General features: G+C 59.1%; 14 protein-coding genes. 9 read left to right on the plus strand and 5 right to left on the minus strand.

The features are described 5' to 3' along the window. The first annotated feature begins 5 nt into the window (after positions 1 to 5). From cysT to FHT84_RS02070, 3 genes are read left to right on the plus strand one after another with little or no spacing between them, the layout of a single operon-like run. On the plus strand, positions 6 to 863 hold the full coding sequence (gene cysT, locus FHT84_RS02060; RefSeq protein ID WP_112344827.1) for a sulfate ABC transporter permease subunit CysT: 858 nt from the start codon (positions 6 to 8) through the stop codon (positions 861 to 863). Beyond that, complete coding sequence (cysW, locus tag FHT84_RS02065) at positions 853 to 1,725, plus strand: sulfate ABC transporter permease subunit CysW (RefSeq protein WP_162737012.1); 873 nt, start codon at positions 853 to 855, stop codon at positions 1,723 to 1,725. Before cysT ends, cysW begins: the two co-directional genes overlap by 11 nt. Before the next feature lie 11 nt (positions 1,726 to 1,736). Beyond that, positions 1,737 to 2,783: a sulfate/molybdate ABC transporter ATP-binding protein gene (locus tag FHT84_RS02070; protein ID WP_112344829.1), complete on the plus strand. Its 1,047-nt coding sequence runs from the start codon at positions 1,737 to 1,739 to the stop codon at positions 2,781 to 2,783. Positions 2,784 to 2,884: 101 nt separating this feature from the next. On the opposite strand, the gene FHT84_RS02075 is transcribed toward FHT84_RS02070, so the two are convergent. The 3 genes from FHT84_RS02075 to FHT84_RS02085 form a co-directional block, all read right to left on the minus strand. Beyond that, positions 2,885 to 3,682 carry an NAD(P)-dependent oxidoreductase gene (locus FHT84_RS02075; protein ID WP_112344830.1) on the minus strand — a complete coding sequence of 266 codons (798 nt, stop codon included), beginning with the start codon at positions 3,680 to 3,682 and terminating at the stop codon, positions 2,885 to 2,887. 103 nt (positions 3,683 to 3,785) lie between these two features. Beyond that, complete coding sequence (locus FHT84_RS02080) at positions 3,786 to 4,625, minus strand: endonuclease/exonuclease/phosphatase family protein (RefSeq protein ID WP_112344831.1); 840 nt, start codon at positions 4,623 to 4,625, stop codon at positions 3,786 to 3,788. Between the two features lie 123 nt (positions 4,626 to 4,748). After that, complete coding sequence (locus tag FHT84_RS02085; protein WP_112344832.1) at positions 4,749 to 6,212, minus strand: phospholipase D-like domain-containing protein; 1,464 nt, start codon at positions 6,210 to 6,212, stop codon at positions 4,749 to 4,751. A 348-nt stretch (positions 6,213 to 6,560) separates the two neighbouring features. On the opposite strand from FHT84_RS02085, the gene FHT84_RS02090 reads away from it, so the two are divergent. The 5 genes from FHT84_RS02090 (at position 6,561) to FHT84_RS02110 (ending at position 9,135) form a co-directional block, all read left to right on the plus strand. Next, a complete protein-coding gene (locus FHT84_RS02090) occupies positions 6,561 to 6,821 on the plus strand; it encodes a DUF2934 domain-containing protein (protein WP_112345201.1) in 261 nt (86 codons plus the stop codon). Positions 6,822 to 7,098: 277 nt separating this feature from the next. Further along, the gene (locus FHT84_RS02095) at positions 7,099 to 7,293 is read left to right on the plus strand and encodes a hypothetical protein (RefSeq protein WP_112345202.1); all 195 of its coding nucleotides are present in this window, start codon (positions 7,099 to 7,101) and stop codon (positions 7,291 to 7,293) included. 39 nt (positions 7,294 to 7,332) lie between these two features. Then, a complete protein-coding gene (locus FHT84_RS02100) occupies positions 7,333 to 7,647 on the plus strand; it encodes a plasmid stabilization protein (RefSeq protein ID WP_112344833.1) in 315 nt (104 codons plus the stop codon). A 180-nt stretch (positions 7,648 to 7,827) separates the two neighbouring features. Next, positions 7,828 to 8,565: a glutathione S-transferase gene (locus tag FHT84_RS02105; protein WP_112344834.1), complete on the plus strand. Its 738-nt coding sequence runs from the start codon at positions 7,828 to 7,830 to the stop codon at positions 8,563 to 8,565. Between the two features lie 3 nt (positions 8,566 to 8,568). Beyond that, positions 8,569 to 9,135: an isoprenylcysteine carboxylmethyltransferase family protein gene (locus FHT84_RS02110; RefSeq protein ID WP_112344835.1), complete on the plus strand. Its 567-nt coding sequence runs from the start codon at positions 8,569 to 8,571 to the stop codon at positions 9,133 to 9,135. 2 nt (positions 9,136 to 9,137) lie between these two features. Here the strand turns inward: FHT84_RS02110 and ligD are convergent, their stop codons facing one another. Both ligD and FHT84_RS02120 read right to left on the minus strand, forming a co-directional pair. After that, the gene (gene ligD, locus FHT84_RS02115) at positions 9,138 to 10,025 is read right to left on the minus strand and encodes a non-homologous end-joining DNA ligase (RefSeq protein ID WP_112344836.1); all 888 of its coding nucleotides are present in this window, start codon (positions 10,023 to 10,025) and stop codon (positions 9,138 to 9,140) included. 85 nt (positions 10,026 to 10,110) lie between these two features. Continuing rightward, positions 10,111 to 10,905 (minus strand): SDR family oxidoreductase, encoded by a 795-nt coding sequence (locus FHT84_RS02120; protein WP_112344837.1) that lies wholly within the window; start codon positions 10,903 to 10,905, stop codon positions 10,111 to 10,113. A gap of 385 nt (positions 10,906 to 11,290) precedes the next feature. Here FHT84_RS02120 and FHT84_RS02125 point away from each other — a divergent pair, with 385 nt between their 5' ends. Continuing rightward, positions 11,291 to 11,686 carry a RidA family protein gene (locus tag FHT84_RS02125; RefSeq protein ID WP_112344838.1) on the plus strand — a complete coding sequence of 132 codons (396 nt, stop codon included), beginning with the start codon at positions 11,291 to 11,293 and terminating at the stop codon, positions 11,684 to 11,686. Positions 11,687 to 11,845: the final 159 nt, after the last annotated feature.

An 11,845-nucleotide genomic window follows, 5' to 3' on the forward strand; every position in this document is an offset into this window, starting at 1 on the left:
ACTGAATGCATTCTATAACCCGCAAACGGTGGCGGTTACGGCAGCCGAGCGTCATTCCGGGCTTCGGATTGGCGCTCGGTGTTACCTTGGCTTGGCTCATCTTTATCGTTCTTATTCCGCTGTCGGGCTTGCTGTGGAAGAGCAGCGCTCTCGGCTGGGAAAAATTCTGGGCTTTGGCTCTTGATGTTCGCACGCTCTATGCGCTGCGCATGAGCTTCGGCGGCGCCTTCATCGCCGCGCTCGTCAATGCGGTGCTCGGGCTTATCCTTGCCTGGGTGCTGGTGCGCTATCGCTTTCCGGGCAAGCGCATCCTAGATGCGATGGTCGACCTGCCATTCGCCCTGCCGACGGCAGTTGCCGGCATTGCACTGACGACGCTCTATGCGCCGAATGGCTGGATCGGTCAGTTCCTGACACCGCTCGGCATCAAGATCGCCTTTACTCCGGTCGGGATCGTCATCGCGCTGATTTTCGTCGGTCTGCCTTTCGTGGTGCGCACCGCGCAGCCCGTCATGGAGGAGATCGACCGCGAAGTCGAAGAGGCGGCGGCAACCCTTGGGGCGAACCGCTTTCAGACGATCACGCGCGTACTTCTGCCGGGATTGGCGCCTGCAGCGCTGACAGGTTTCGCGTTGGCATTTGCGCGCGCGGCCGGCGAGTACGGATCGGTGATCTTCATCGCCGGCAACAAGCCCTATGTTTCGGAAATCGCACCGCTGCTCATCGTCATTCGCCTGGAGGAATATAATTATTCCGCAGCGACGGCGATTGCGACGCTGATGCTGTTCATTTCCTTCACCATGCTTTTGATCATCAATCTCATCCAGTCGTGGAGCAGAAGGAGATACGGCTATGGCGCATGATCTTTCTGCAGCTGCCGAAACGGGTCATTCCGTCATCACCGAAAGCCGGCTCGCGCGCATCACCTTCATATTGATTTCGCTCGCCTTTTTGACGTTGATGGTGCTCCTGCCCCTGGCCGCCGTCTTTGTCGAGGCTTTCCGCAAGGGGATCGAGACCTTTTTTGGAGCTCTGGTCGACGAGGAGACCTTCGCAGCGATCCGGCTGACATTGATCGTTGCTGGCATCAGTGTGCCGTTGAACCTCGTCTGCGGCATTGCGGCCGCCTGGGCGATCGCCAAGTTCGAATTCAAGGGCAAGGCCTTACTGACGACGCTGATCGATCTGCCATTCTCGGTGTCGCCGGTCATATCGGGCCTTGTCTTCGTGCTGTTGTTCAATTCGAACAGCACACTCGGCCCTTGGCTGCAGGGCCACGGCATTCAGATCCTGTTTGCGGTTCCCGGGCTGGTGCTGGCGACGATGTTCGTCACCTTTCCCTTCGTCGCGCGCGAATTGATCCCGCTAATGCAGGAGCAGGGCAGCGCGGACGAAGAGGCGGCGCTGTCGCTCGGGGCCAATGGCTGGCAGACCTTCTGGCATGTCACGCTGCCGAACATCAAATGGGGCCTGCTTTACGGCGTGCTGCTCTGCAACGCCCGCGCCATGGGTGAGTTCGGAGCCGTTTCGGTCGTTTCGGGTCATATCCGCGGCGAAACCAACACCATGCCCCTGCAGGTCGAAATTCTTTATAACGAATATAATTTTTCGGGGGCATTCGCGGTTGCCACGCTCCTGGCCCTGCTCGCCCTTGTCACATTGATACTGAAGACGCTGCTGGAAATGCGCTATAGCGAAGAGATCGCAGCCAGCCGGCGTCACTGAAGGAATTCTTGATGGAAGTTCGCGTTCAAAACCTGCGTAAGGAATTCGGTCGCTTTCCCGCATTGCATGACGTGTCGCTGGATATCCGCTCGAGCGAATTGATTGCGCTTCTTGGTCCATCGGGCTCCGGCAAGACGACGCTACTGCGCCTGATTGCCGGATTGGAGACCCCGACGGAGGGGCAGATCTTCTTCGGCGAAGAGGATGCGTCGCGAAAGACGGTGCAGCAGCGCAATATCGGCTTCGTGTTTCAGCACTACGCGCTGTTTCGGCACATGACCGTGCTCGACAACGTCTCTTTCGGCCTGAAAGTCCGCTCGGCATCGCGTCGTCCGCCACGCGATGAAATTCGCCGGCGTGCCCTGGAGCTGTTGGAGCTGGTGCAACTGAACGGCCTAGAGAAGCGTTATCCGGCCCAGCTTTCCGGCGGTCAGCGCCAGCGCGTTGCACTGGCGCGCGCCATGGCCGTCGAGCCAAACGTGCTGCTTCTGGACGAGCCCTTCGGCGCTCTCGATGCTCAGGTCCGCAAGGACCTGCGCAAGTGGCTGCGGGAAATCCATGACCGGACCGGCCATACTACCGTCTTCGTGACCCATGACCAGGAGGAGGCGCTGGAACTCGCCGACCGCGTCGTCGTGCTCAACAAGGGGGCTATCGAGCAGGTCGGAACGCCGGACGAGATCTACGACTCGCCGAATTCTCCTTTCGTCTACGGCTTCATCGGCCAGTCCAACCGTCTCAAGGTGCGCATCACCAGCGGCGAGATCTGGTTCGATGACAAGCCGCTGGGGCTCAGCACGCCGCATGAGCCTGATGGCGAAGCCTATCTCTATTTCCGACCCCACGATATCGAGATCCGCGACGGCGATGGCGGCGCGATTGCAGGTTTGCTCGTTGCCAGCAGGCGCGTGGCAGGCACCCGCCATCTTGAGATCAACATCGGTGCCGAGCACGATCCTATCGAGATCGAGCTGCCGCCGAACAAGGCGGATGCCTTGGATCGCAACCGTATCGCCTTCAGGCCGACACGCTGGAAGCTGTTTCGCGACGGCAGCTGAAGCGGTTCAGTTTTTCACGGAATCTCTGAACCGCTCCGTCTCGTCGTTTTCCAGCAATTCCAGGAAAGCCGCAGTGTAATTTTCCTGGAATTGCCTGAGGGTCAGTCTTCCGGATGGCCGGCCGAGGCGAAGCCGCCGCCCTGGTAGATGACGGTCGGATCATTGGGATCCTCCGGCGGTGCTTTCGATAGGATTTCGGCCCGCCACGGCGCTGCGCTATCGCGCGGCTTCCAGCCGAGGAAGGCAGCGTTGCTATTGTCCCACCATTGTTCGTCATTGTCGGAGGCGCCGTAGACGATCGTGTGCCCGAGCCTTGGTGCATCGAAAGCACAGCCGCAAAGGGAAAGAAAGTCCCTGACGCTGAACCAGGTGGCCAGCATGCGCGTATTGCGCGGCTCGGGGAAGCAGGAGCCAATGCGCACCGAAAGCGTCTCCTGGCCGAACTTGTCGAAGTAGAGGCTCGCGACCGCTTCGCCGAACACCTTGGAAACACCATAGAGCGAATCCGGTCGGGTCGGCACCTTGTTGTCGATCCGCTCGTCGCGGCGATAGAAGCCAATCGTGTGGTTGGAGCTCGCAAAGACGATACGCGGCCTGCCGGCGGCGCGCGCCGCCTCGTAGAGATTATAGAGGCCGACGATATTCCCCTGCAGGATCATGTCGAAAGGCTTCTCCACCGAGATGCCGCCAAGATGGATGATGCCGTCGACACCCTTGACCATGGCATCGACGCCGCCGCGATCGGAAAGGTCGCAGGCGACGAAACGCTCGTTCGGACGGAGATCGTTTATCGGCGTCAGATCGGACAATACAACGCTCTCGGCAATCTGCGGCAGAAGCGGCCGGATTGCCTGGCCAACACCGCCGGCGGCGCCGGTCAGCAACAGAGTTTTCAGCATGATTGTCTCCCGGATCGGTCATTTCGGCGGGGAGCCTATAAGATGGTCCGTCGCCCGTCATCACATATATCGGTGGGATCAACATGAAGCATGTCGATAGCGTTTAGGCAGTCTGTGAATGCGCCCGGGCGTCGAAGTCGAGCGCTTCCAGACTGACCACGGCCTTGATGGGCAGGTGATCGGAAGCCACGCGCGCCAGCGGCGAGTCATGCACCTCGACCGCCGAGATCATGCCGCGGCGGTTTGCCATGATGCGATCGAGCGCCAGAAGCGGCAGCGTCGAGGGAAAGCTCGGAACAGCGGGAGGAAGCGGGCCGAAGGCGGCCTGAAAGGTGTTGAGCGATGAGCGATCGCCCAGCCGCCACTCGTTGAGGTCGCCGAGCAAGATGGTCGGGACCTCGCCGCCATCGCTCATCAGGTCGACGATCAGGCGGGCCTGCTGCGCCCGCGACCGGTGCAGCAGGCCAAGATGCGCGGCAATGATCCTGATGCTTCCGCCACGCGCCAGTTCCAATTCGGCGATCAGGGCACCGCGCGGCTCCAGCCCCGGCAGGCTTATCTGATGCACGTCGCGCACCGTGCCCTGTTTGAAAAGAACGACATTGCCATGCCAGCCATGTGCCTTGGTAACGCCGGCGACAGGCACCGGGGTAAGCCCGGTCTCGCGTTCGAGCCGGCGCAGATCGAGGATGCCCGTGCGTTCGCCGAAACGCGTATCGGCCTCCTGCAGGCCGATGACGTCGGCATCGATTTCATGAATGACCCGGCTGGTCCTTTCCGGATCGAAGCGCCGGTCGGCGCCGACGCATTTATGGACATTATAGGAGGCGATCAGCGTGCCCTGAGGGCGATCAGGCTTGCCGACCGGCTTGGCGCGCGATTTGTTCCGGCTCTTCAGGCTTTCCAGAATGCTCGCACGGAGACTTTCTTTCTTTTTCTTCATCTATCCGTCGACCGTTCTTTGATCAGATCATGTCGGACACATGCATGGGAGTATAAGAAGCGATAATCGGCCTTGTCATGTAAAAAGGCTGCGACAGGGATAGATTGTCTATGGGCTCGACCGTCAGAGATAGGGCGAACCGAGCCAGAGAACCTTCTCGATGAGCCTGACGACGAAGGGACGTGCCCGGAGCTTTTCGAGATCGACCGGACGCGCCGTTTCCAGGATTGCGCCGATATGAGCATCGATCGTGCCGGCGAAACCGCGATCGAGCACCTCCAGATCCACTTCGAAATTGAGTCGCAGGGAGCGGGGATCGAGATTGGAGGAGCCGACATAGGCCCAGATTCCATCGATCGCCAGCAGCTTGGAATGATTGAACGGGCCTTCGGCGCGCCAGATGCGGCAATAGTTCTTCAGCATCTGGTCGAACTGCGCCGTCATGGCACGGTCGACAAGCACGAGATTGTTGGCGGTCGGCACGACAATGTCGACCTCGACGCCGCGCCGGGCTGCCGTGACCAGCGCGCTGATCAGCTCCCGATCCGGCAGGAAATACGGCGACATGATGCGGATCGATTTATGTGCAACCGACAGGGCACCGATGAGCATCTTGTGGTTGGTCTCGACGCTGCGGTCCGGGCCGGAAGCGACCACCCGCATGAAGACAGCCGCTCCCGGCTCATTGGAGGGCGCTGCAATCCGCCATTCGTTTCCGCTGAGGACCTCGCCGGTGGTAAAGCGCCAGTCCTCGGCGGCTGTATTGAAAAGATCGGCAACCGCCGGGCCTGTCACGCAGAAATGCATGTCGCGGGCGCAATGGTCATGGGCAAATTCCCGCGTGAATCCCTGGCGGATATTCATGCCGCCGGTAAAGGCGATCCGTCCGTCGATGCTCAGAATCTTGCGGTGGGTGCGCAGATTGGCGTAGGGCAGTCTGAGGCCCATGATGACATTGCCGTTGAAGACGTCGACCTCGACGCCGCCCTGACTGAGATAGCCCATGATGCTTGGCACCGAATAGCGGGCGCCGACGGCATCGATCAGCACGCGCACGCTGACGCCGCGTTTGGCGGCGGCGATCAGGGCGTCGGCGATGCGCAGGCCGATCGGGTCGCGATCGAAAATATAGGTCTCCATCAGGATGCTGCGTTCGGCGCCATCTATCGCAGCTTTCATTGCCCCGTAAGCGGCGTCGCCGCTGGTCAGCATTTCGATCGTGTTGCCGGTGCTCATCGTATAGCGGACGACGCGGTCGCCGAGCGTTTTCATCGAGCCGAAACGCTCGCCGAAAAGCCGCCGCACCCGGTCGTCCTCGGCATCGAAGCTGGAGAGTTCTCCGTTCGCATCCTTGCGAAAAAGCGCATCTCGCTGTGAACTGAGCGAGGCCCTGCGGATGCGGTTGATGCCCGCAAAAGCATAGAGCGCGGCGCCAATGATGGGCGACAGGATCACGACACCGACCCAGCCGATCGCCGCGCGAACATCCTCTTTGGTCATTGCCGCATGGATCGCGGCGGCTGCCCCCAACCCAATGGACAGGACAGCGAGAACTTGGCCCCAATGGGCATCCACCAGGTCGATCATGGCGCGAGTATATCTCTGCCCGCAAAAGCTGCAACGAGCTGGCTTGCGATTGCAGATCTTTGGCCGATTATGGTGCTAAAACTCATCCTATTAGATATTTTTAATTGAAGACAGTTGTTGGCGCCTTCATACTTAGGGTGCTTCGGCTGCTTCGCTACCGTCCCCCACGGTAACTTTGTTTCTTGTTTGAAGCGCCACTGCGTTCGGGAGCCGAGACCGAAGAAAACAAGCCTGGCATTTTTTAGGCCATGGCGTCTCGGATGCTCGGGGGAGGCGTGAAAGCCCGCGTTTCAAGAACGGGCATTGTTCATCGAAACCATGTTCAATGATGCGAACGGAGAACAGCAGATGTTGGAATCTCGGGACGAATGGATCAAGAAGCGCGCATATGCCATCTGGGAGGAGGAGGGCCATCCCTTCGGGCGCGATGTCGAACACTGGGAACGGGCGAGCGGTGAACGCATCGCGCTCGACGAAAGTGCCGCGATCGCTATCGGAGGCGAAGCAAAGCCCAAAGCCAAACGCAAGCCGACCGCCGCCGCTGCCAAGGTGGTCGCCAAGCCGACGGCAAAGAAGGCATCGAAGAAAGCCGCAGTTGCAAAGGCGTAGGGCGCGCTGGTTTTAGAGGTACGGCAAAGACCGGGGCGGTTCGATGGCAGACATCGAGCCGCCTCTCTTTTTGGGCTGTTGCAGGAGAAATATTCGCAATAATTTCGGTCATTTGGGGCCTGATCGCGAAATAGCTGTCACACAGCGATGCTACCAAGTGAAAAGGGAGCCACGCAATGAGCTGCAGCCATATCGATGATCTGGAAATGACTGGTACTACGATCGTCACAGCATACTGCCTTTTGCGTTTTGGCGGCAGTGCCGGGGGGTGATTGAGGTGACGTCCCTTCTCGTACTTGCGGCGATCTATCTTGTGGCGGCGCTGATCCTCATCCTGATCATCGACCGTTCCGTCGGCATGTTTTTCCCGGCATCAGCCAAACGCCGGGCGACGCGGCAGCACGATCGGCGCCTGTGGCCGTTTTCGGCCAATCGCAATTCTCCCGGCCAGGTATCGGAACCTTTTCCGTGACGACGTGTTGCTCTTTCTTCCATAGTAAGGAGAAAGATCATGCCACGAGGAGACAAATCGGCCTATACCGACAAGCAGAAACGCAAGGCCGAGCATATCGAGGAAGGCTATGAAGACCGCGGTGTCTCGCATGGAGAGGCGGAACGACGCGCGTGGGCGACCGTAAACAAAGAAAGCGGCGGCGGCAAAAAGTCCGGCTCGGGCCGCGGCCATGCGGAAAGTCATGAATCTTCCGAGAAGGGCGGCAAGATCGGCGGACGCGCCGCCGCAAAACGCCCGGCGTCGGAACGCTCCGCTTCCGCAAAGAAGGCGGCCGCGACACGTAAACGTCATGAACACCGAGCGCATTCATAGGCTGCGCTTGAATGCCGAATTCTGGGTTGGCGCGCATTGACCGGTGAGGTGATGTCATTTCGTCGGCTCGCGATCGTCGACACCCTTCCGTTCCGGAATATGGATTTCTGCGCGAGGCCAACCGGTGATTCACGCCGATCGTCGCTGGTAGCCTATTCAATTCTCGGGAGGGAAAGCCGAATGCCTTATGAACTCTACTATTGGGACGGCATCCAGGGACGTGGCGAATTCGTCCGGCTGGCATTGGAGCAGGCCGGCGCCGACTATATCGATATCTGCCGTGGCAAGGCGAGCGCAGGGCAGGGAATGCCGGCTATGCTGGCGATCATGGAAAATGGCGAAGGGTCCAATATCCCGTTTGCTCCGCCGTTTTTAAAGGACGGTGACGTCATCATTCCGCATGTGGCAAATATTCTGATGTATCTCGGCTTGAAATTCGGCCTTGCACCAAAGGACGAAGCACAGCGTCATGTGTTGAATGGCCTGCAATTGACGATCACCGATCTCGTTGCCGAGGTGCATGATACGCATCATCCTATAGCCATTTCGAAATATTATGAGGACCAGAAGCGAGAAGCCAAGGCTCGCGCCGCCGAATTCATCGACAATCGTATTCCGAAGTTCCTCGGATATTTCGAGCGGGTACTGCAGCAAAATCCGGACGGACCGAACCATATTTTCGGCAAGAGCCTGACCTATGTCGATCTCTCGCTGTTCCAGATCTATGAGGGGTTGCGTTATGCCTTTCCGCGCGCGACCGCACATCTGGACCGTCGCTATCCGCACTTGGCGGCACTGCATGCCGCTGTCATGAAACTGCCCAATATTGCTCGCTATCTTCAATCCGATCGCCGCATCCCCTTCAACGAGGACGGCATTTTCCGGCACTATCCGGAGCTGGATAAAGATATGGCGTGAGCGATGCTCCTCTATCAATTCATTCCCGCGTGCTGGATCATCTGGCTGCTGATCTGGTTTTTTGCGTCCTTCGGCGGCAAGAAAACCGTGCGGCAGGAAGATCCGTTGTCGCGGCTTGGCAATACCGCGCCGATCTGGATCGGCGCGTTTTTTCTGGCGGTCAATCCTTCCTGGCTGGGGCCTCTGCGGTTTCGCCTAATCCCGCAGGATCTGACGTTCTATATGATCGGTGCGGCTTTGACCTTCGTCGGGCTCCTCTTCGCGATATGGGCCCGCTACCACATCGGTCGCAATTGGAGCGGGGTGATTACCCTCAAGGAAGATCACGCACTGATCCGTTCCGGACCCTACGCTCTTGTCCGCCATCCAATCTATTCCGGGCTGATGCTCGCCATCGTCGGTTCGGCCATCGCACGCGGCGATATCGCAGCCGTCCTTGCGATCGTCGCGGTGCTTTATGCCGTTTTGCGACGCGTATCCATCGAGGAAAGCTGGATGAGTGAGACTTTCGGTTCGGCTTATGCCGACTATAAAGCGAGCACGCCGGCACTAGTCCCGTTTCTTCTATAGCGTCAGACTTTGAGCGGCGATGCCGCCGCGAAAAAATCGGCCCAGGGATCGGCGCTCGATCGGCTCAAACGCGAGGCTGCGTTGCCAATGGTGAAAGAAGCCGGGCCGATCTTGCCGTCCAACTCCTCCCAGCCGATCGGCATCGAAACCGCGGCACCCTTTCTTGCGCGCGTCGAATAAGGGGCGACCGCGGTATTGCCGCGGCCGTTGCGCAGGTAGTCCACGAAGATGTGGCCGGTCCGCTTCGCCTTGCTGGCGACCGACAAATATGTCTGCGGGCTATCGGCGCTCATGGAATGCGCCATCGTCTCGGCTGCCTCCTTGACCTGCTGCCAGTTTGCTTGTGGTGTAAGGGATGCGACGACGTGTAGGCCTTTGCCGCCCGAGGTCTTGATGAATGAGGTCAATCCCTGGGCGGAAAAGCGTTCCCTTATTTCCTTCGCCGCAGCGGTGACCTTGCCCCAGGTGACGTCTTCGCCCGGGTCGAGATCCATGATGATCATGTCGGGCTTTTCCCAGTGACGGATGGTCGTGCCCCAGGGATGTATTTCCAGCGCCGCCGACTGAACGAGGGCAGCCAGTCCGTCGAAGTCTTCGATCTTCAAAAGCTTTGCCGCATCCTTGTCTTCAGGATCGGCAATCTCCTCGATATGCGGATTGATGCCCTTCCAGGCATGTTTCTGGAAAAACTTCGGCCCATCGATGCCGTCGGGGCAGCGCAGGAGGGCGAGGGGGCGATTGGTGACGAAGGGTTGCATCCGCTGCCAGGCAAGCGCGTAGTAATCGAGGAGATCCTGCTTGCTGACACCGTCATCGGGCCAGTAAACCCGCTCCGGATGCGTCAGTTCCACCGAGGTCTTGATGTTGTTCTGAATGGGCGTCTTTGCCATCTCGCGCGCGCTCCATTTTCTGCGACGGATGGGCCGTAGCGCCGGATAAGACTAGCATTGTCCGGCGCATGAAGTCGATTGGCTGTTACGGCATGAGTTGGCCGCCATTGACCTCGACGACCTGGCCGGTGATATAGCCGGACAGCGTTGCCGAGGCGAGGAAGAGATAGGCGCCGACACAATCCTCCGGCGTACCGACGAAACCCATGGGGATCGTCTTGCGTTGAATTTCCATCTGTTCGTCGTTGGTGTAGCGCTCGTGGAAGGGCGTCGCGATCACGCCAGGTGCGACCGCATTGACCCGGATCTTGTCGTTGACGAATTCCTTGGCATGGCCGTGGGTGATCGTCGAGACAAACCCCTTGGAGGCTGCATAGAGGATCGCGCCGTTGCCGCCGCCGTTGCGCGCGGCAATCGAGGTCGTGTTGATCACGAAGCCGCCCTGTTGCTTGAGGTATGGGTGGGCCGCGCGGGTCGCCGCGAGCACGGAGCGGGCGTTGAGGTTCATCACCCGGTCGTAATGTTCATCGGTCATGTCGACGGTGGGAAGCCGCCCCAGCATGCCGCCGGCATTGTTGACCAGCCCATCGAGGCCGCCCAGCGCTTCGGCCGCGTCCGTGACGACGCGTTCGGTCTCGCCGCCTTGCGAGACGTCACCCTGGATCAGATGAACCACGCCGCCGCTGGCCTCGATGTCTGCCGCCAGCTTTTCCGCCGGTTCGCGGCTGGCATTGAAATGAAGGCCGACCTTCATCCCCTGCGCGGCAAAGGCCCGTGCGACGGCAGCGCCGATGCCGGTCGAAGCCCCTGTTATCAACACCCGTTTTCCGGCTAGATCTGGGATGCGGATGGACGCAAGCAATTGCGCGAGTTCTGCCATGACAACTCCTCCTCAATGTCAATCAATCATATGACGAAATATGCCCTGTCTTATCAGGCGGAAGGGAGGAAAGGCAATCGGGGCAGGGCCAGACAAAAGGACGCGATATGCTCTTGGGATCGCATTTCCGCTCTGCAAACTCTCGCTTTTGCATCAAAATGGCACTCCAGGATTTTACCGTAAATTTTTGAAATTATGATCATTTCCATAAATGAAAAACTTCATTCTCTACTTTAACAAGGTGCAATCCGCGGAGATTGACACGAAACGATCTGGTCTGACAGTGCCGCGGCAGATAATGAGGGTGCTCCGGGAGTCGGCCGCTCCTTACAGTGGTGAGGCGCTGGCGGCCGCGGCTTCGACAACAAGGAGAGACCGAACAATCATGAGCAGGAACAAACTGATCCGTTTCGATGTTGCCGACAATCAGGCCGGTGGCCAGCGCCGTCCCTTCGCCAAGGCAGTCCGCGCCGGCGATTTCGTCTATGTCTCGGGCCAGGTGCCGACCATCAACGGTGAAATCGTCGTCGGCAATATCGTGACCCAGACCGAGCAGGTCATTGCCAATATCAAGGATGTTCTTGCCCTCGCCGATTGCACGCTCGAGCACGTTGTGAAGGTCAATGTCTGGCTGGACGATGCCCGCGATTTCTCGAGCTTCAACGCGGTGTTCGAGAAACATTTCATCGATCACCCGCCAGCGCGTTCCACTGTCCAGTCGCCGATGATGGTCGATGTCAAGGTCGAGATGGATGTCGTGGCTTACAATCCGCTCGACTGAGTAGAGATTGCTTTGCGATTACGATCGCAAAGGTGCGGCGACTGCATCGTCATATCCGCGAATGCCGCGGTGACGGCCGTTCGATAAATTTCTGCCGCGCCTAACTCCCGCGCTTTCGATGCCGGCTCTCTGTATGTCGGCATCAAGGTGGCGTTTCCA

Source organism: Rhizobium sp. BK289 (genome assembly GCF_014193575.1).
GTDB classification, from domain to species: domain Bacteria; phylum Pseudomonadota; class Alphaproteobacteria; order Rhizobiales; family Rhizobiaceae; genus Rhizobium; species Rhizobium tropici_C.